The organism is Nocardia sp. CWNU-33 (assembly GCF_046764895.1).
Lineage (GTDB): Bacteria > Actinomycetota > Actinomycetes > Mycobacteriales > Mycobacteriaceae > Nocardia.
In genome coordinates, this window is record NZ_JBKOQN010000012.1 from 69,179 (window position 1) to 89,156 (window position 19,978).

Below are 19,978 nucleotides of genomic sequence, written 5' to 3' on the forward strand. Positions count from 1 at the left end.
TGGAAGGTCGTAACGAATGTCTGCTCCGATATCACCGCTCAGCAGTGCGGCGCGGGCCGACGCCCGACGCAATCGCGCGCTCGTGCTGGCCGCCGCGCAACGGGCCTTCGCCGAGCAGGGCGCCGCGGTGTCGCTGGCCGAGGTCGCACGCAGGGCCGGGGTCGGCGCGGGCACGGTGTACCGACATTTCCCTACGAAAACTGATCTGCTGGAAGCGGTAATGCAGCAGCGCATCGACCGGCTCGCCACGTTGGCGGCCGAACATATCGACGCGCCGGACCCGGGTGCTGCCTTCTTCACGGTATGCACCGAGGTGGTCTCCAGCGCCCCGGGCAGCCAGGCATTATGCGACATGGTCCAGTCCGGCGACGGCTGGCCGAAAGCCCTGGTGCGCAGCGCGGGAGAGCGGTTCCATCAGTCACTCGGCGCGTTGTTGGCCGCCGCGCAACGGCAGGGCGCGGTCCGTGCCGACATCACCCTCGCCGACGTGCTCGACATCTTCACCGCATGTGTTGCCATCCAACGACATCAGCGCCCGGAGGGGAGCTTGGTCCGCGCTGCTGTGCTCGTGTTGGACGCGATGCGCGCACACCCCGGAACGCCCGTAACGAAACTCGACATCGAGCCGGGTCGTCGTAACGAAATTGTGGAACGTAACGAAACTGTCGACGCCTCCCGGTGCCCGATCTGCGACGCGGTCGTGCGGCACACCGGCACCGGCCGGCCGGCCCGCTACTGCTCCCCGGCTTGTCGCCAGAAGGCACACCGCCTACGCGCTACCCGCGCGGCATCGATTCGGGCCGGGGCCGCGCGCTGACCTGTTCCGAGCCCGCTCGGTACGGCCGCAGCGACGACATGGCCGAACATCACCGCCCCTCCGGGTCGGCCGCGACAGCCGGATCCTCGCCGCCGTCATACTGCTGCCACCGTGCTGTGTGCATCATCACAATCGAAGTATGCGGTTTCGGCCACTTGTCGGCGGCGATCTTCGTCACACGCGTGGTGAGGCGACGTCGAGATTCTGCTCGAGCCGGTCCCGGACGCCGAAAGCGACGAGGTGGACGCTCGCTCACGGACTATCCGAGCCCGCACTCGGATTGTCGCGTGACGGCAACGGACCTCAGAGTAGGTCGCTGACGTCGTCAGGCACGTCGACGGCGTATTTGCGCAGGATATCCATGGAGATCACTTCCAGCGCGTTCTCATGGGTGGCGGCCAGCACGATGGGTGCGGCGACACCGTCCTCGTGGGCGTGCAGCCAGCGCACGGCCACCACGCACCACCGGTCTCCGGGTTGCAGGCCCGGGAAGTTGTTCTCCGGGCGCGGCGTACTCAGATCGTTGCCGATGGACGCCTGGTGTTCGAGGAACTCGGCCGTGACGACAGTGCACACCGTGTGGCTGCCCAGATCCTCCGGCCCGGTACTGCAGCAGCCATCCCGGTAGAAGCCGGTGAGAGGATCGGTGCCGCACTCTTCCAGCGGCCCCCCAAGCACGTTTCGATCGGTCACGTCGACGATCCTATTGTCAGTTCGCGAGAAGTTCCGCAGGACAAGAAATCTCGGGGGTTGTGTGTCGGCGCCTGGGCGGCGTGGTAATGCAGACCAGGTGTTCTGCAAGGATGGTCCGCGTGAGTTCCGAAGCCTGGATCCTGATCGCCGCGGTTGCCGCCCTGCTGCTGGTGGTGTTTGTCGCCGGATTCGTCCTGTACAAACGCCGTCGCATCACACTGACGCCGCCCACCCCCGAGAAAGAACTGACCGATCGGTCCGGGGGCTATTCGGCGTCGGGCGGCTTCAACTTCAGCCAGGGCGGCACGGCCACCGCGACACGCCCCGAACCTGTGCCGATCGAGCGCACCGACACCGACGGGCAGCCGCATGTCGGTGACGATGCGGCGATTCCGCGCGACGCGCCCAAGCGCGGCATCACCAATGTTCCGCTGCCCGAGGGCGATGTCGACCTACTAGAGCCCGAATCGGCCGCGACGGCCGAGCAGACTGCCGTCGAGGACGACTCGGCTCCTGCGGTGGTCGCGACGACATCGGTCGAATCGGATACCGCCATCGCAGCGCCTGAGGTAGAGGCGCCGACCGAGACCGCACCGACCGAGACTGCGCCGACCGAGACTGTCGCACCCACCGACACCGCAGCGCCTGCCGTAACCACGGCCCAGCCCGACGCTGCCGCCCCGGCGGCCCCGGCTCCCACCCTCGACGAGATCGAGCCCACCGAAGGCCGCCTCGTCCGGCTGCGCGGACGGCTGTCGCGGTCGCAGAACGCCGTCGGCAAGAGCCTGCTCGGCCTGCTCGGTGGCGGCGACCTCGACGACGACTCGTGGGAAGAGGTCGAGGACACCCTCGTGCTCGCCGATCTCGGCACCGCGAGCACCGCGGCGATCGTCACGCGGTTGCGCGAAGAGATGGCCGCGCGCAGCGTCCGCACCACCGACGAAGCCCGTGCTGTACTGCGTGAGGTGCTGATCGAGGCGCTGCGCCCGGAACTGGACCGTTCGATCCGCGTGCTGCCGCACGACGATCATCCGTCGATCCTGCTCGTCGTCGGGGTCAATGGCACCGGAAAGACCACCACTACCGGCAAACTCGCGCGAGTGCTCGTCGCCGACGGCCGGCGCGTACTGCTCGGCGCCGCCGACACCTTCCGTGCCGCGGCCGCCGACCAGTTGCAGACCTGGGGTGAGCGGGTCGGCGCAGACACCGTGCGCGGGCGCGAGGGCGCCGATCCGGCGGCGGTCGCGTTCGATGCGGTCAGCGCGGGCATCGACCGCGGCGTCGACGTGGTGATGATCGACACCGCGGGACGGCTGCACACCAAGACCGGCCTGATGGACGAGCTGGGCAAGGTCAAGCGTGTGGTGGAGAAGAAGGCGGCAGTCGACGAGGTGTTGCTGGTGCTCGACTCCACCGTCGGGCAGAACGGGCTGATGCAGGCAAGGGTCTTCGCCGAGGTGGTCGACATCAGCGGTGTCGTGCTCACCAAGCTGGACGGAACGGCCAAGGGCGGCATCGTCTTCCAGGTGCAGCACGAACTCGGTGTGCCGGTGAAGCTGGTCGGACTCGGCGAGGGCGCCGACGACTTGGCTCCCTTCGAACCGGGCGCTTTCGTCGACGCACTGCTCGGCTGAGCGGCGAATCAACTCGGCCGAGCGGAAGATTTGCCAGACCTACCCATCGGTAACCGAATGTCCTGATCCTCCGACACGCATCTCACAACAGGGCAAAACGTCCGGTTTGCATCGCGAAACGTGTTAGCAACACAACTGCGTCATGCGTTCACCTTGGCGAAACACGACAGCGCCGCGAATGAAACACCGAATGAGGACCCTTTCGTTCAGGTCCATTTGCCGGAGTCGGCTGGGCCCGAGATGAGGAGGACATTAAGGTGGCATTTCCCCTTACCGGTGCACCGGACACCGGTGACACCGCATGGATGCTGGCAAGTTCAGCACTCGTGCTGTTGATGACGCCGGGTCTGGCATTTTTCTACGGCGGCATGGTGCGTTCCAAGAACGTGCTGAACATGATCATGATGAGCATCAGCGCAATGGGGCTCGTCGGCGTGTTGTGGTCGCTGTACGGATACTCGACGGCCTTCGGCGACAACAAATTCGGCGTGATCGGTGATCCCGCACAGTTCTTCGGACTGAAGGGCCTGATCGGCGGCAACGCCGTTGCCGAGGTCAAGGACGCCGGTGGCGCGGTCACCACCGCGGCCGTGAACATTCCGCTCGCGGGCACGATTCCGATGAGCGTGTTCGTTGCGTTCCAGTTGATGTTCGCGATCATCACGGTTGCCCTCATCTCGGGTGCAGTTGCTGACCGGCTGAAGTTCGGTGCCTGGCTTTTGTTCGCGGGTATCTGGGTGACGGTCGTGTACTTCCCGGTCGCGCACTGGGTATTCGATTTCGATGTGAAGGACGCCGACGGCACTGTTGTGCACGAAGGCGGCTGGATTGCCAATAAACTCCTCGCGGTCGACTTTGCCGGTGGCACCGCGGTCCACATCAATGCCGGTGCGGCCGGCCTGGCGCTGGTCCTCGTGCTCGGTAAGCGCAAGGGCTGGCCGACCACGCCGTTCCGTCCGCACAACCTGCCGTTCGTCATGCTCGGCGCCGGTCTGCTGTGGTTCGGCTGGTTCGGCTTCAACGCGGGCTCCGCGGTCACCTCGGGTGGTCTCGCCGGTTCCACCTTCATCACCACCACCTTCGCCACCTGTGCTGCGATGCTGGCCTGGCTGCTCGTGGAGAAGTTCCGCGACGGCAAGCCCACCTCGCTGGGCGCGGCCTCGGGCATCGTGGCCGGTCTGGTCGCCATTACCCCGTCCTGCTCCTCGGTCAACGTGCTCGGCGCGCTGATCATCGGTGCGGTCGCGGGTGCACTGTGTGCACTGGCGGTCGGCCTGAAGTTCAAGTTCGGCTTCGACGACTCGCTCGACGTGGTCGGTGTCCACCTGGTCGGCGGCATTGTCGGCACCCTGATGATCGGCCTGGTCGCCGCCCCGGAGGCCGGCGCGGCCAAGACCGGCCTGTTCTACGGCGGCGGTCTCGATCAGCTGTGGCGGCAGGCGGTGGGCGCGGGCGTTGTGTTGGCCTTCTCCTTCATCGCGACGCTGGTCATTGCCTATATCGTGAAGTTCACCATTGGGCTGCGCGCCAGCGAGGAAGCCGAGGCGGTGGGCATGGACGAGTCCGAGCACGCTGAAACGGCATACGATTTCGCTGCTGTGGGTGGCACGGCACGTACGGCCGTCAAGGAGGCATGACGACAATGAAACTGATCACCGCAATTGTCAAACCGTTCACTCTCGAGGACGTCAAGACCGGACTCGAGCAGGCGGGTGTCCTCGGGATGACCGTCAGCGAGGTGCAGGGCTACGGCCGCCAGAAGGGCCACACCGAGGTCTACCGCGGCGCCGAGTACTCCGTGGATTTCGTTCCGAAGGTTCGGGTCGAGGTCGTTGTGGACGACGCCTCGGTCGACAAGGTAGTCGAGGTGATCGTCGAGGCCTCTCGCACCGGAAAGATCGGCGACGGCAAGGTCTGGGTCACGCCGGTGGAATCGATCATCCGGGTCAGGACCGGCGAACGCGGTACCGACGCTCTGTAAAACGGAAAATCGAATCGAGCGGCGGCCCCGCTCCCACCGGATTGCCCGGTCGGGGCGGGGCCGCACGTATTGAATGGGCGGTGGGTTTGTGGCTAGTCAGGACGCCAAAGACGGAAGAGTTTCCAACGGTGCGGCAGATCTGGTCCGCGCTCGGACCCAATTGCTCGACGGCGGGCTGCCCCGCAATCCCCGACTCGATGCCGAATCACTGCGGCTGGCATTGGTCGACTTGTTCGAACTCTGGCTTTCGAGTAAAGGCGCCGAACTCGGTATCACCGCGGATAGTGGACTGGCCGTTGTGGCGGTCGGCGGCCTCGGCCGTAAGGAAATGCTGCCGTATTCCGACCTGGATCTGGTGCTCTTGCACGATGATGTCGACCCGGCCCGGGTCGCCGAGGTCGCCGATAAACTCTGGTATCCGTTGTGGGACGCCCACATCAAGCTCGACCACAGCGTGCGGACCGTCCCGCAGGCACTGCGGGTCGCCTCCGATGATCTGATCGCCGCGCTCGGCATGCTCGAGGCCAGGCACATTGTCGGCGACGCGGAATTGAGCAACCTACTCATCGGCGGGGTGCGCCGCGAATGGCGGACCGGGATCCGTTCCCGGTTCGACGAATTGATCGCGCAGGCCGAAGCCAGATGGCAGCGCAGCGGCGAAATCGCGCATCGTGCCGAGCCCGACCTGAAGAACGGCCGCGGTGGCCTCCGCGACATCCAACTGCTCGACGCGTTGTCGATCGCCCAACTGACCGACGCCATGCCGGGGCTCGGTCCCGAGGTGCCAGGTGGTGGATTCGAACAGGCGCATCGTCGTTTGCTGGATGTTCGCACGGAGCTGCATCGGGTGGCGGGTCGGGCTCGCGACCAGCTGCGTGCGCAGGACGCCGACGAGATCGGCGGCGCGCTGCGGATCGGTGATCGCTTCGATCTTGCTCGCACACTGAGCGATTCCGCGCGGACGGTGAGTTACTCCGTCGATGTCGGGCTGCGGACCGCCGCCAATGCGCTGCCACGGCGCGGCCTCGCCCGATTGCGGCGGATGCCGGTGCGGCGACCACTCGATGAGGGGGTGGTCGAGCACGCGGGCGAGGTCGTGCTGGCCCGGGACGCGCGGCCGCAGCGCGATCCCGGGCTCATTCTGCGGGTGGCCGCGGCCTCGGCGCAGACGATGCTGCCGATGTCGGCCACCACGCTGAACCGGCTCTCCGAAGACGCGCCGGAACTGCGCGAGCCATGGCCCAAGGACGCGCTCAACGACCTGCTCGTCCTGCTGGGCACTGGGCGTGGTGTCATCGACGCGATCGAGGCGCTGGACCGAACGGGCTTGTGGGGCAGGCTACTTCCCGAATGGGGTGCCGTGCGCGACCTGCCGCCGCGCGACGCCATGCACACCTGGACCGTCGATCGACACCTGATGGAGACGGTCGCCTACTCGAGCGCGCTCAGCACCAGGGTTGCTCGCCCCGACCTGCTTTTGCTCGGTGCGCTGCTGCACGACATCGGCAAGGGCCGCGCAGGCGATCACAGTGTCGTCGGCGCCGAACTGGCCACCCACATCGGCCGCAGGCTGGGCCTGTGGCCCTCCGACGTGCGGACACTCAGCGCCATCGTGCGTAACCACCTGCTGTTGCCCGACACCGCGACCCGCCGCGATCTCGCCGATCCGGACACGGTGCAGTTCGTTGTCGATGCGCTCGGTGGTGATGTGCAGCTGCTCGAGCTGCTGCACACCCTTGCCGAGGCCGACTCGCTGGCCACCGGACCCGGTGTCTGGGGTGACTGGAAGGCCTCGCTGATCGGCGAACTCGTTCGCCGCTGCCGCCTCGTCATGGCGGGTGAACAGCTGCCGACACCAGAGCCGATCGCGTCGGAGCTGCTCGCCAAGGCCGCGGCGGGCGGGGTGCACGTCGATCTGCGGCCAGGCGAGGGCAAATACACCTACACCGTTACTGTCATCGCGCCCGACGCTTCCGGCCTGCTTTCGGATGCCGCCGGTGTGCTGGCGTTGCACTCGCTGCGGGTGCTCTCGGCGGCTCTCGGCGGTGAAGGTGCTTCGGCCGTCAACACTTTCGTGGTGTCGCCCAAGTTCGGTGACCCGCCGGATGCGGGGCTGTTGCGGCAGGAGCTGATCCGCGCCATTGCGGGCGATCTCGACTTGCCTGCGCTGCTTGCCAAACGGGAACGCGAAGCCACTGGAGTGGGCCCGAGCCGGTACGCGCAGGCCCAACCGCGGCTGATCTGGTCGGAGACTTCGGCGCCTGGCCAGGTAATCCTCGAGTTGCGTGCCGAGGACCGGATCGGCCTGCTGAGCCGGCTGGCCGCCGCGCTGTCCGGTTGCGGGGCCGAGGTACGCTGGGCAAAGGTGGTCACGATGGGTTCCGCGGTGGTTGATGCCTTCTGCCTCGACCTCGGCCCCGATGATGGTCCCGGCCGTCGCGAAGCCATCGAAAAGGCCATCATGGGCGTCGTTCCCCGGCCTGCGCCGAAGCCGCCCGAGGGCGTTGGTCCGCCTGGTTCCGGGAGCGGCTCCTGACACGATCGACCGAATAACTAAACTGTTGCGCGCGATTTGCTGGAAGTTGTATGCGGGGCGGTTGCTGAGCCCTAATATCAGAGCGTCTGGCTGTCACGAGCATGAGGGGAGCAGGTCGGTGGCAATTGAAGTCGTTTCAGCGTCGATGATGACGAGTGACGAGACCACGCACATGGCACGGTGTGTCGGCGGCGACCGGTGGGTCGTCTCCTGGCTGCCCGGCCGGACGCTCACCGGCCAGCAGGCGGTGACCGCGATGACGATTGCCACCACGGTCGAGGCGCACGACGAGCCGACCGACGCCGCATGGGCCATGCTCGACGATCTGGCCCTCGACCTGGGTCTGACGGCCCGCGAGGCGGTCTACATGGTGGCCATCGAGAATCACGACTATCGCAAGACGGCCAAACCGCGGCGCCGTACTCTCGAATAACCGTTCCTCGAATAGCAGAGCTCTTCTACCTCGAAGGACACACCGCCTGCGCGAACACGTGGGCGGCCCCATTACCCTGGGATACCAAAGTGACGTCCCTCGAGATCAGGAGCGCGATCGGTGTTCGAATCCCTGTCCGACCGGCTTACCGGTGCCCTCAAGGATCTTCGCGGTAAGGGGCGTCTGTCACCGGCCGACATCGACGCCACCGCTCGCGAGATCCGTCTTGCTCTGCTCGAAGCGGACGTCGCGCTGCCCGTCGTTCGCGGTTTCATCGCGAAGATCAAGGAACGGGCCAAGGGCGCTGAGGTGTCCGCGGCGCTCAATCCCGCGCAGCAGGTCGTCAAGATCGTCAACGAGGAGCTCGTCGGCATCCTCGGCGGTGAGACCCGCCGGCTGACCCTCGCCAAGAATCCGCCGACGGTGATCATGCTCGCCGGTCTGCAGGGTGCCGGTAAGACGACCCTTGCGGGCAAGCTCGCGAAATGGCTGAAGGGCCAAGGGCATCAGCCGTTGCTGGTGGCCTGCGACCTACAGCGCCCCGGCGCTGTCACCCAGTTGCAGGTGGTCGGCGAGCGTGCGGGCGTGCCCGTGTTCGCGCCACACCCCGGCACCTCGATCGGGGGCGGCGAGAACGCGCTCGGTGTCTCGGCCGCCGATCCTGTGGCGGTGGCCGAGTCCGGTATCGCGGAGGCGCGCAGCAAGCAGTACGACGTCGTCATCGTCGACACCGCGGGCCGTCTCGGTATCGATGCCGAGCTGATGGCGCAGGCGGCAGGTATCCGGGACGCGGTGCAGCCGGACGAGACGCTGTTCGTGCTCGACGCCATGATCGGCCAGGACGCGGTCAATACGGCGGAGGCCTTCCGCGACGGCGTCGGCTTCACCGGCGTCGTGCTCACCAAGCTCGACGGCGACGCCCGCGGTGGTGCGGCACTGTCGGTGCGCAATGTGACCGGCGCGCCGATCATGTTCGCCTCCACCGGTGAGAAGCTCGAAGACTTCGACGTTTTCCATCCCGACCGGATGGCCAGCCGCATCCTCGGTATGGGCGATGTGCTCACCCTGATCGAGCAGGCCGAGCAGGTCTACGACGCGCAGCAGGCCGAAGACGCCGCCCGCAAGATCGGCAGCGGTGAGCTGACCCTCGAGGACTTCCTCGACCAGATGCTGGCCATCCGCAAGATGGGTCCTATCGGCAACCTGCTCGGGATGCTGCCGGGCGCGGGCCAGATGAAGGACGCGCTGGCCCAGATCGACGACAAGCAGCTCGACCGGGTCCAGGCGATCATCCGTGGCATGACCCCCGCCGAGCGGGACAACCCGAAGATCATCAACGCCTCCCGCAGACTGCGCATCGCCAACGGCTCGGGTGTCCAGGTCTCCGAGGTCAACCAGCTCGTCGACCGTTTCTTCGAGGCCAGGAAGATGATGGCCGCGATGGGCCGTCAGATGGGCATGCCCGGAGCGCGGCGCGCCAATGCCAAGAAGGGCAAAAAGGGCAAGAAGGGCGGCCGCGGACCGACGCCGCCGAAGATGCGCGGCGGTTTCCCCGGCCTGCCCGCAGGCATGCCGGGAATGCCCGGCATGCCACCCGGGATGCCGGATCTGTCGGGCATGCCCGCCGGACTCGACCAGCTGCCTCCGGGCCTGGAGGGCATCGACCTTTCGCAGCTCAAGTTCCCCAAGAAGTAGGCAACCAGGCTGCAGGTCTTGGTGCGCCGCATGCGATTTCGCGTGCGGCGCACTGCTGTTTCGGGGTGCTCGACCGCACTGCTGCACTGCGGTGGCTGCCTTGCGAGGGTGGGCTCGACGTACACCCGACCGGACTGTACGCAGAAAGAGTCCCCTCGCTCGAGGGTGACTGTCCTGGGGCCTGGACAGTAGGTTGGAGGCAGCCGGCGACGTCCAGGAGGTAGCTGTGCATCTGCGAGGTGTGGTTCTCCCCGATGATGTGGTGCGCGATCTGTGGGTGCGCGACGGGCTGGTGTCGTTCGAACCGGTGCCCGGTGCCGAAACACTGTGCGGCTCAGGATGGATCGTGCCGGGGCTGGTCGACGCGCACTGCCACGTCGGTATCCGGTACGGCGGGGGAGAGGAGGACCGGGACGGCGCGATCGCGCAGGCCGAGACCGAACGCGATGTCGGTGCGCTGCTGCTGCGCGATGCCGGGTCGCCGATCGACACCCATTTCATCGACGACCACGAGGACTTGCCGCGGATCATCCGAGCGGGTCGCCACATCGCCCGCCCGCGCCGCTACGTCCGTGAACTCGGCATCGAACTCGACGACGAGCGCGACCTGCCCGAGATCATCGCCGAGCAGGCCCGATTCGGTGACGGTTGGGTGAAGATCGTCGGCGACTGGATCGATCGCTCCGTCGGCGACCTGCGGCCACTGTGGAGCGACGCCATCCTGAAGGAAGCCATCGATGCCGCGCACGCCAACGGCGCCCGCGTCACCGCACATGTCTTCGGCGAGGACGCTCTGCCCGGCCTGATCAATGCGGGCATCGACTGCCTCGAACACGGCACCGGCCTCACCGACGACACCATCGCGCTGATGGTCGAGCACGGCACCGCCCTCGTCCCCACCCTCGTCAACATCGACACCTTCCCGGAGATCGCCGACAACGCGGCCAAATTCCCTACCTATGCCGCCCACATGCGCGATCTCCACCGCCGCGTCCGCACCACCGTCGCCAATGCGCACGATGCGGGCGTTCCGATCTTCGCGGGCACCGACGCGGGCGGTTCCATCCGGCACGGCCGCATCGCCGACGAAATCGCGGCCCTGTCCGGGGCCGGGCTCTCCACCCACGATGCCCTCGGCGCCGCCTCCTGGAATGCGCGTGCGTGGCTGCGCCGCCCCGGCATCGAGCACGGTGCGCCCGCGGACTTTGTTGTCTATCCGGACGACCCTCGCGTCACCCCGGCTGCCCTCACCGAGCCCTACGCAGTGGTCCTGCGTGGACGGGTCGTGAAGACCCGGAATCCAGTGACCGGACATCGTTGAACGTCGACCCGAGGTAGGTCGCAACCCAGCGCCCAATCCGCGTTCTCACCGAGTTGGTGCGGTCCGACGGATTAGTACGTCCCGCCAGGTCGGAGCGTCCCGCCAGGTCGGCGCTTTGCTGGGTTTGCGTTCCAACGGAGTCTCTCGTGGCGGCCCGGACGGTGGTGGCAAGGGCGGGCTTCGATGCGGCCGCGGTCGGGCGATCAACCGGAAAACGAGAGGTCGAGGGCGTAGGGTCGATCGATGTGACCATTCGCCTCGGTTATCAGATGCCCAACTTCAGTTATGGTCGGTCGGTGCGGGAGTTGTTCCCGACCGTTATCGCGCAGGCCAGGGAGGCCGAAGCAGCGGGCTTCGACACCGTCTTCGTGATGGACCACTTCTATCAGCTCCCCGGTCTCGGCGCGCCGGATGCGCCGATGCTCGAGTCCTACACCGCGCTGGGTGCGCTGGCCACGGCGACCGAGCGAATTCAGTTGTCGGCGTTGGTCACCGGCAACACCTATCGCAATCCTGCGCTGCTCGCGAAGACCGTCACGACGCTCGACGTCGTGAGCGGTGGGCGGGCGGTGCTCGGGATCGGCGCGGGTTGGTTCGAGCTCGAGCACCAGTCCTACGGTTTCGAATTCGGTACCTTCACCGAACGTTTCGAGCGGCTCGATGAAGCGCTGCAGATCATCCACCCGATGCTGCGCGGCGAACACCCGACCTTCGAGGGCAGGTGGTATCACACCGAGAAGGCCATGAACGAGCCGAGGATTCGCGACGATCTGCCGATCCTGCTCGGTGGCGGCGGTGAGAAGAAGACCTTCGGTCTCGCCGCTCGCTACGCCGATCACCTCAACATCATCTGCAATGCCTCCGAGTTGCCCCGCAAGATTGCGGCATTGCACGAACGCTGCACCGAAATCGGACGTGACCCGAAGACATTGGAAGTCAGCTACCTGTGCTTCCTGATGATCGATGAGGACGGCGATCGGGTGCGCAAACAGCAGCAGGACATGATGCGCGGGATGGGTGTCGACCTATCGACCCTCTCCGAGCAGGAGCGCAGGCAAACTCCCGCCGACCGCCAATTCGTAGGCACACCAGCCGAAGTCGCCGAACAACTGCAATCGAGGGTGCTCGATCACGGTGTCCAGGGACTCATTGTCAATATGGTCACCAACGGCCACGAGCCCGGCGCGGTCGCTCTCGCCGGGCGCACCTTGGCGCCACTGGTCGACTGACCACTTCGCCACCGGGCGGCCGACGCGCCGATCGGTGCGAACGACGGCCGACGAGCGCGTCGCGGGAATACCCTCGGCGCGTGACGATGTGGTGTGTTGCAGGTGCTCGCCATCCCGAGGATCGTCGCCGCGAAACCCTCGGGTCATCACTGGTGCTGTGCCTCGAAAGGATTGGTCGGTGGCGGTGAAGCGGGCGTCCTACGGTGTCGATGCGCCGTTTGTGTTGTTCATGCTGGCCGCGATCGCGGGTGTGTACGCCGTCACGACGGTCGTTGTCGGATACGCCCAGCATGTGGGCTGGATCTGGGTCTGGCTGCTGATCACCGCCGCGATGGCCGCGCAATTCGCGCTGTATCTGCACGCGACTCGGCGCGGCAAATTCCAGGTCTGGGATCGGCTGCTCGACGAGCTCGACCTACGTGGTGACGAGTTGCTGCTCGATATGGGCTGCGGCCGCGGCGCGGTGCTGCTCGCCGGGGCCCGCCGACTGCCCGACGGTCATGCCGTCGGCGTCGACCTGTGGCGATTGGTCGATCAGTCCGGGAACAGCGCGGCCACCACCGAATGGAACGCGGCAGCCGAAGGTGTTGCCGATCGCGTCCAGCTGCACACCGGTGACATGACCGAGCTGCCGTTCGCGGACGGTGACTTCGACGTGGTGGTCTCCAGCCTGGCCATCCACAACATCAAAACCGCCGCAGGCCGCGCCGCCGCGGTTCGCGAGGCGTTCAGAGTCCTGCGCCCCGGTGGCCGCCTCGTTATCGCCGACATCGCCAAGGCCCGCGAATACGCGGCGGTACTCACCGACCTCGGTGCGGTGGGGGTCGGTGTCGTGCCGCTCGGCTGGCGGATGTGGTGGGGCGGGCCGTGGATGTCCACACGCGCTGTCACCGCCACCGCCCCCCAGGTGACCCAGCGATGAATTCCGGCGGCCGGCTGTGTCTACGTTCGCAGACGTAGTGCCGAACGGGAAGCCGGAAGATGCGGGGATAGCAGACCTCCGCCGCGTAGCAGCCCGTCCCTTCCGCTCCGGCGTCGTCCTCCTCCGCTACCGAACCCACTGAACCGCCCGTGAGCGGCACCTGGCTGCGGCAAACGCCGAGACCGGCTGCCCACCACGTGCCGCCCACCGCGGTGTCGGGGCTCGGGAGGCGATTTCGGGGGAGGTGGGGGTGTCTGGCACAATGGACCACCGTCCTTCCTGGACAGTGTCAGCCCGTCTCCGGTTACGTGCCGCGCGGCGGTCACACACTCCATGCGCAAAACCGGGCTCGCAGACCATGCGGGTCGCTGAATTGCGCCGTGACCACACTATGAAAGGCAATCAGCACATGGCTGTTCGCATCAAGCTCACCCGCCTCGGCAAGATCCGCAACCCGCAGTACCGCGTGGTCATCGCGGACGCCCGCACCCGTCGTGACGGTCGCGCCATCGAGAACGTCGGCAAGTACCACCCGAAGGAAGAGCCGTCGCTGATCGAGATCGACTCCGAGCGCGTGCAGTACTGGCTCGGTGTCGGCGCGCAGCCGACCGAGGCCGTGCAGCGTCTGCTGGAGATCACCGGTGACTGGCAGAAGTTCAAGGGCCTGCCCGGCGCCGAGGGCACGCTGAAGGTCAAGGCTCCGAAGACCTCCAAGCTGGACCTGTTCAACGCCGCGCTGGCCGCTGCCGACAACGAGCCGGTCGCCGACGCCGTCACCCCCAAGAAGAAGGCCGCCAAGAAGGACGAGGCCGCTGAGGCGCCCGCCACCGAGGCCGCCGAGTAATGAGTGCAGTCGTCGCCGATGCCGTCGAACATCTGGTTCGCGGCATTGTCGCCAATCCCGATGACGTCCGTGTCGAGCTGATCACCGGCCGTCGCGGACGCACCGTCGAGGTGCATGTCCATCCCGAGGATCTCGGCAAGGTGATCGGGCGCGGTGGTCGTACCGCAACCGCGCTGCGCACCCTTGTCGCCGGTATCGGCGGGCGGGGTATCCGGGTCGACGTGGTCGACACCGACGCCTAGATGGAACTCGTCGTAGGGCGGGTCGCCAAGTCGCACGGTGTGCGTGGCGAACTCGTCGTCGAGGTTCGCACCGACGAACCCGAGGCACGTTTCGCGCCGGGCACCACACTGCGTGGCCGCTCGGCGCGATCCAAAGAAGTCCGTGACTTCACCGTGGAGTCGGCCCGAGAGCATTCGGGCCGGCTTCTCGTGCATGTCGCCGGGGTCGCCGACCGCACCGCCGCCGACGCGCTGCGCGGCACGCTGTTCTTCGTCGACAGCGCCGACCTGCCGCCGTCGGAGGATCCGGACGAGTACTACGACCACGAGCTGGAGGGGCTGACCGTCCAGCTCACCGACGGCACCGTCGTCGGCAAGGTCACCGAGGTGCTGCATTCCGCTGCGGGAGAACTGCTTTCGGTGCGCGCCGCCGAAGACGGCAGGGAGATCCTGATCCCGTTCGTCAATGCCATCGTGCCCACGGTGTCGCTGGCCGACGGTCTCGTCGTCATCGATCCACCCGAAGGTCTCCTCGATCCGGAATGAAGGCGGGATGAGACACAGTCACCCAGTGCTCATGCCGCCGCGGTGTGGAAACTCCCGTGCCGTGGGGTCAGCATGAAACTCGATGTCGTCACGATCTTTCCGGAGTATCTGGAGCCGTTGCGCACCGCATTGCTCGGCAAGGCGATCGACAAGGGCCTGATCTCCCTCGGTGTGCACGATCTGCGCCGCTGGACGCACGACGTGCACAAGTCCGTCGACGATTCCCCCTACGGCGGTGGGCCCGGCATGGTCATGAAGCCGACCATCTGGGGCGACGCCCTGGACGAGGTCTGCCCCGACGACGCGCTGCTGGTCGTGCCTACTCCCGCCGGTGTCCCGTTCACTCAGGCGACCGCGCAGCGCTGGGCCACCGAGCAGCACCTCGTCTTCGCCTGTGGCCGTTATGAAGGCATCGACCAACGCGTCTTCGATGACGCGGCCCGCCGGGTGCGCGTCGAGGAGGTCAGCATCGGCGACTACGTCCTGATCGGCGGCGAGGCCGCCGTCCTCGTCATGACCGAGGCGGTCGTGCGTCTGCTGCCCGGCGTTCTGGGCAATCAGCAATCACACCAAGAGGATTCGTTCTCCGACGGACTCCTGGAAGGCCCGAGCTACACCCGCCCGGTGAGCTGGCGCGGACTGGAAGTCCCGCCGATCCTGCTGTCCGGCGACCACGCCAAGGTTGCGGCGTGGCGCCATGAGCAGTCACTCGAACGAACTCGCGCGCGGCGCCCGGATCTGTTGCCGCCGGACTGATTTCGCGCCCCTTGCTGCCGCGGTGTCGGTGCGTCGACCCGGCAACAGGTCGACTACCGCGCCGGTGCAGGTGATCGGGGTCGGTCACCGGCGATCGGTGCGCCCGGTCGATCTACGGCAGCAGACCATGGCGGCGGGCGATTACGACGGCCTCGTGCCGTGAATGGGTATCGAGCTTGCTCATCGCATTGCGCAGGTAGCTCTTCACCGTTTCGGGGCCGAGGGAAAGGCGTTGTGCGGCTTCCTGATTGGTGCAACCGAGTGCGATCTGAGAAAGCACGTCCAGTTCACGGCGCGATAGTCGCGGCGCATCCGACGTCGGTGCCCCGGTCATGACGCGGGTCAGCCGTTCGCACACATCGTGCAGACGCGTGCGCAGCTTCTCGTCCTCGGCCGTGCGCGCCATGCCGCGCAGTTCGGCATGGATATCGCGCAATTCCTCGGTGACCGCGGGTGCGGTGTCCAGGGTCGGCGCGGCCAGCTCGAGCAGTCGGATGCGCCGATCCACCTCGTCGCGGATGGCGATCTCGGCGGCGAGCCGCCGACCGGCCTCGACCACGAGATCGGCGGTGCGGTCACCGAGCGGTGAGCCACCGCGATTGGCGGCGTAGATGACTGCGCGGGAGTGGTCGTCCACGACCACCGGGACCGCGACAACGGAGCGGATGTGCTCGCCCGAGACCGGCGCGTCGTAGTGATGGGTGATCGAGGACGCGTTGCGGTAATCGGCGACCGACGCTGGTCGCCGCATGTCCATGACCCGACCGCCGAGGCCGGAGGTACGTAGTACCGACAGTCCGCGCAGCCCGTTGGTCATGGTGCCGACGAACTCCGTCAACAACAGTGCGTCGTTGTGCACCTCGCCGCCGAACACCACCGGGACCCCGGCCTTGTTCGCCACCCAGCGGATTTCGGCGCGCAATGCGTCACCGTCGCGTGGGCGCAGCAGGGGGGTGGTGTGGGTCAAACGACTCACCCCTTTTCGGGGGTAGTGGCGAACATGATGTGACCCACATCCTATTAGACGGGGGGTGAGGTGGATCACGGATGAGGAGAGGCGACATGAGCACGGACCTGAATGCGCGGGTGCGCGAGCTGCTGGAGCGTTACGACGGGCCCGACGCGTGTGCGGCGGAGCTGTTGTGCGACCGGCATTCGGAGGCCAAGGTCGCGTTCACCGTTGTCGATGCCGACCTCGGCTCGATCGACCTCACCTACGGTGAGCTCCGCGAGCGCTCGGCACGGTTCGCCGCGGCGCTGGCCGAGCAGGGTGTCGGGCCGGGGGACCGGGTCGCGACGCTGATGGCCAAGTCGGTGGATCTGGTGGTTGCCCTGCTCGGTATCTGGCGGCGCGGTGCGGTGCACGTACCGCTGTTCACCGCGTTCGCGCCGCCCGCCATTGCATTCCGATTGGCTGCCAGCGGCGCGGTGCTCGTCATCGTCGATGCCGATCAAGCGGGAAAGCTGGCCCCGGGTGCGGACATTCCGGCCGATGCGCCGTGGACGGTCGTGGTCGCCGGCGACGAGGTGACCGCGCAGCTGCGGTTCGCCGATCTGCTTGCCACGCACTCCGCCGATGATCCACGGGCCATGGCGGTCGCCGTCGGCGGCGAGGGTCCGCTCGTGCAGCTGTTCACCAGCGGCACCACTGGTACGCCGAAGGGCGTCCCGATCCCGGTCCGCGCGCTGGCCTCCTTCCACGCGTATCAAGAGTTCGCGCTGGATGTCCGTCCGGAGGACGTGTTCTGGAATGCCGCTGATCCGGGTTGGGCCTACGGGCTGTATTACGCGATCCTCGGCCCGCTGGCCGCGGGCACGCGCAGTTTGCTGCTGCACGCGGGCTTCTCGCCCGCGCTCACCTGGCAGGTGCTCGCGCGCTTCGGCGTCACCAACTTCGCCGCCGCACCGACGGTGTATCGAGCACTGCGGGCCGACGACACCCCGGTGCCCGCGGGAGTGTCGCTGCGTCGGGCCTCCTCGGCCGGTGAGCCCCTCACCCCCGAGGTCGTCGCATGGTCTGCGCAGCATCTCGGGGTGGCCGTGCGCGACCACTACGGGCAGACCGAGCACGGCATGGTCATCTGCAACGCCTGGCACGACGAACTGGACACCACGGTGCCGATCGGCTCGATGGGCAGGCAGCTGCCCGGCTGGACCTGCGCGGTGCTCGCGGACGACGCCGACCTCGAGGCGGCGCCGGGACAGCTCGGCCGTGTCGCCATCGACACCGAACGCAGCCCGCTGCTGTGGTTCCTCGGCTACCTCGACGCCCCCGAGCGCACCGCGCAGCGCTACACCGCGGACGGGCGCTGGTATCTCACCGGCGATGCGGGCTCGCGGGATGCCGACGGCTTTTTCCGCTTCTCCTCCCGCGACGACGACGTGATCATCATGGCGGGCTACCGAATCGGCCCGTTCGAGGTGGAGAGCGTGCTTGTGCTGCACGAGCAGGTCGCGGAGGCAGCGGTGGTCGGCATGCCGGACGAGCTGCGCGGTGAGGTGCTCGAGGCATTCGTGGTGCTGCGCAACGGCTCCGCGGGCGATGAGGACCTCGCCGAGGAACTGCAGCGGTTGGTCAAGGAGAAGTTCGCCGCGCACGCGTATCCGCGCCGAGTGCATTTCGTGGCAGAGTTGCCCAAGACGCCGAGCGGCAAGGTGCAGCGGTTCGTGCTGCGGCAGCAGGGGAGCAAGTGATGTTGTCGGTACCGCTGCCCAGCTATGCGTCGGGCATCTCGGACACGCCCCTGCTCGGTGACACCATCGGCGCCGATTTCGATCGGACGGTGGCCGCCCATCCCGACCGGGAGGCGTTGGTGGACTACGTATCCGGTCGCCGCTGGACCTATCGTCTGCTCGCCGACGCGATCGACACGCTGGCCACCGGCCTGGCGGCGCGCGGCATCGGCAAGGGTGACCGAGTCGGTATCTGGGCGCCCAACTGCCCGGAGTGGTTCATGGTGCAGTACGCGACGGCGAAGCTCGGCGCGATCCTGGTGAATATCAATCCGGCCTACCGCACCAGCGAATTGGAGTATGTGCTGCACCAAGCCGGGGTGCGAATGCTGATTGCCGCGCGCGCCTTCAAATCGTCGGACTACGTCGCGATGATCGAGCAGGTCCGGCCGAAATGCGAAGGGCTGGAGCAGGTACTCGTGTTCGGCATGCCGGAATGGGATGCGTTGGTGCAGGGGGATATCGACGTCGATGGTCTTGCCCGGATTGCGGCGACACTGTCCACCGACGACCCGATCAACATTCAATATACCTCTGGCACAACAGGATTCCCGAAGGGCGCGACGCTCAGTCATCACAACATCCTGAACAACGGCTACTCCGTCGGCGAGCTCTGCGGCTACACCGAGCAGGACCGGATCTGCGTTCCGGTCCCGTTCTACCACTGCTTCGGCATGGTCATGGGCAATCTCGCGAGCACGAGCCACGGTGCGGCGGTGGTGATTCCGGCGCCGTCGTTCGACCCGATCGCGACCCTGCAGGCGGTGGCCGAGGAGCGGTGCACCTCCCTGTACGGGGTGCCGACCATGTTCATCGACCTGCTCACCGCACTGGACAGTGCGCCCGCTGACCTCGCGCCGGACCTCTCGAGCCTGCGCACCGGCATCATGGCCGGCTCGCCGTGCCCGGTCGAGGTGATGAAGCGGGTGATCGACCGCATGGGCATGCGTGAGGTCTGCATCTGTTACGGCATGACGGAAACATCGCCGGTGTCCACCCAGACCCGCCGCGACGACAGCATCGAGCGTCGGACCGCGACCGTCGGCCGGGTCGGGCCGCATCTGGAGGTCAAGATCGTCGATCCGGCAACGGGTTCGACGGTGCCGCGCGGCGAACCCGGCGAACTGTGCACCCGCGGCTACTCGGTGATGCTCGGCTATTGGGAGCAGGCCGAGAAGACCGCCGAGGTGATCGATGCCGCCCGCTGGATGCACACCGGCGATATCGGCGTAATGGACTCCGACGGCTATCTGGCGATCACCGGCCGGATCAAGGACATGGTGATCCGCGGTGGCGAGAACATCTATCCCAGGGAAATCGAGGAGTTTCTCTACGCCCATCCCGACATTCTGGACGCCCAGGTGATCGGTGTCCCCGACCCGAAATACGGTGAGGAGCTGATGGTCTGGATCAGGATGCGTGCGGGCGCGGCGCCGTTGGACGCCGAGGCGGTACGCGCGTTCTGCACAGGCAGATTGGCGCACTTCAAGATTCCGCGGTATGTGCACATCGTCGACGAGTTCCCGATGACCGTCACCGGGAAGGTGCGCAAGGCCGAGATGCGGGAGCTGGCGAAGGACTTGCTGGGGTGATCACAGCCATGCCGAACCGACCGGG

At 66.9% G+C, this 19,978-nt stretch carries 18 protein-coding genes; 16 read left to right on the forward strand and 2 right to left on the reverse strand.

Annotated elements, in window-relative coordinates; translation table 11 throughout:
- The first annotated feature begins 16 nt into the window (after positions 1-16).
- Positions 17-817: a TetR/AcrR family transcriptional regulator gene (locus tag ACLMAL_RS18490; protein ID WP_412000200.1), complete on the forward strand. Its 801-nt coding sequence runs from the start codon at positions 17-19 to the stop codon at positions 815-817.
- Positions 818-1,120: 303 nt separating this feature from the next.
- Here the strand turns inward: ACLMAL_RS18490 and ACLMAL_RS18495 are convergent, their stop codons facing one another.
- On the reverse strand, positions 1,121-1,510 hold the full coding sequence (locus ACLMAL_RS18495; protein ID WP_328404030.1) for a DUF2237 family protein: 390 nt from the start codon (positions 1,508-1,510) through the stop codon (positions 1,121-1,123).
- 110 nt (positions 1,511-1,620) lie between these two features.
- Here ACLMAL_RS18495 and ftsY point away from each other — a divergent pair, with 110 nt between their 5' ends.
- From ftsY to trmD, 13 genes are all read left to right on the forward strand, one after another.
- Complete coding sequence (gene ftsY, locus ACLMAL_RS18500; protein WP_412000201.1) at positions 1,621-3,144, forward strand: signal recognition particle-docking protein FtsY; 1,524 nt, start codon at positions 1,621-1,623, stop codon at positions 3,142-3,144.
- A 257-nt stretch (positions 3,145-3,401) separates the two neighbouring features.
- Positions 3,402-4,781, forward strand: coding sequence for an ammonium transporter (locus ACLMAL_RS18505; RefSeq protein WP_412000202.1), 1,380 nt, complete (start codon positions 3,402-3,404; stop codon positions 4,779-4,781).
- 5 nt (positions 4,782-4,786) lie between these two features.
- Positions 4,787-5,125: a P-II family nitrogen regulator gene (locus ACLMAL_RS18510; RefSeq protein WP_040780799.1), complete on the forward strand. Its 339-nt coding sequence runs from the start codon at positions 4,787-4,789 to the stop codon at positions 5,123-5,125.
- Positions 5,126-5,213: 88 nt separating this feature from the next.
- The gene (locus ACLMAL_RS18515; RefSeq protein ID WP_412000203.1) at positions 5,214-7,661 is read left to right on the forward strand and encodes a [protein-PII] uridylyltransferase; all 2,448 of its coding nucleotides are present in this window, start codon (positions 5,214-5,216) and stop codon (positions 7,659-7,661) included.
- 118 nt (positions 7,662-7,779) lie between these two features.
- Positions 7,780-8,094 carry a hypothetical protein gene (locus ACLMAL_RS18520; protein ID WP_406231542.1) on the forward strand — a complete coding sequence of 105 codons (315 nt, stop codon included), beginning with the start codon at positions 7,780-7,782 and terminating at the stop codon, positions 8,092-8,094.
- 120 nt (positions 8,095-8,214) lie between these two features.
- Entirely contained in the window at positions 8,215-9,789 is a 1,575-nt protein-coding gene (gene ffh, locus ACLMAL_RS18525) for a signal recognition particle protein (protein WP_328404020.1), read from the forward strand.
- A gap of 226 nt (positions 9,790-10,015) precedes the next feature.
- Positions 10,016-11,110 carry an amidohydrolase family protein gene (locus tag ACLMAL_RS18530; RefSeq protein ID WP_412000204.1) on the forward strand — a complete coding sequence of 365 codons (1,095 nt, stop codon included), beginning with the start codon at positions 10,016-10,018 and terminating at the stop codon, positions 11,108-11,110.
- Between the two features lie 245 nt (positions 11,111-11,355).
- The gene (locus ACLMAL_RS18535) at positions 11,356-12,339 is read left to right on the forward strand and encodes an LLM class F420-dependent oxidoreductase (protein ID WP_412000309.1); all 984 of its coding nucleotides are present in this window, start codon (positions 11,356-11,358) and stop codon (positions 12,337-12,339) included.
- 229 nt (positions 12,340-12,568) lie between these two features.
- Positions 12,569-13,261 carry a class I SAM-dependent methyltransferase gene (locus ACLMAL_RS18540; protein WP_412000310.1) on the forward strand — a complete coding sequence of 231 codons (693 nt, stop codon included), beginning with the start codon at positions 12,569-12,571 and terminating at the stop codon, positions 13,259-13,261.
- A 409-nt stretch (positions 13,262-13,670) separates the two neighbouring features.
- Positions 13,671-14,105: a 30S ribosomal protein S16 gene (gene rpsP / locus ACLMAL_RS18545; protein WP_366527328.1), complete on the forward strand. Its 435-nt coding sequence runs from the start codon at positions 13,671-13,673 to the stop codon at positions 14,103-14,105.
- Positions 14,105-14,347: an RNA-binding protein gene (locus ACLMAL_RS18550; RefSeq protein ID WP_163822793.1), complete on the forward strand. Its 243-nt coding sequence runs from the start codon at positions 14,105-14,107 to the stop codon at positions 14,345-14,347. The genes rpsP and ACLMAL_RS18550 overlap by 1 nt, the downstream gene beginning before the upstream one ends.
- Positions 14,348-14,872, forward strand: a complete 525-nt coding sequence (gene rimM, locus ACLMAL_RS18555) for a ribosome maturation factor RimM (RefSeq protein ID WP_412000205.1) — start codon at positions 14,348-14,350, stop codon at positions 14,870-14,872.
- A 72-nt stretch (positions 14,873-14,944) separates the two neighbouring features.
- On the forward strand, positions 14,945-15,628 hold the full coding sequence (trmD, locus tag ACLMAL_RS18560) for a tRNA (guanosine(37)-N1)-methyltransferase TrmD (protein WP_412000206.1): 684 nt from the start codon (positions 14,945-14,947) through the stop codon (positions 15,626-15,628).
- Positions 15,629-15,740: 112 nt separating this feature from the next.
- Here the strand turns inward: trmD and ACLMAL_RS18565 are convergent, their stop codons facing one another.
- On the reverse strand, positions 15,741-16,595 hold the full coding sequence (locus tag ACLMAL_RS18565) for a response regulator transcription factor (protein WP_412000207.1): 855 nt from the start codon (positions 16,593-16,595) through the stop codon (positions 15,741-15,743).
- Between the two features lie 95 nt (positions 16,596-16,690).
- Here ACLMAL_RS18565 and ACLMAL_RS18570 point away from each other — a divergent pair, with 95 nt between their 5' ends.
- Positions 16,691-18,322: an AMP-binding protein gene (locus ACLMAL_RS18570; protein ID WP_412000208.1), complete on the forward strand. Its 1,632-nt coding sequence runs from the start codon at positions 16,691-16,693 to the stop codon at positions 18,320-18,322.
- On the forward strand, positions 18,322-19,953 hold the full coding sequence (locus tag ACLMAL_RS18575; RefSeq protein ID WP_412000209.1) for an AMP-binding protein: 1,632 nt from the start codon (positions 18,322-18,324) through the stop codon (positions 19,951-19,953). Before ACLMAL_RS18570 ends, ACLMAL_RS18575 begins: the two co-directional genes overlap by 1 nt.
- The last annotated feature ends 25 nt before the right edge of the window (positions 19,954-19,978 follow it).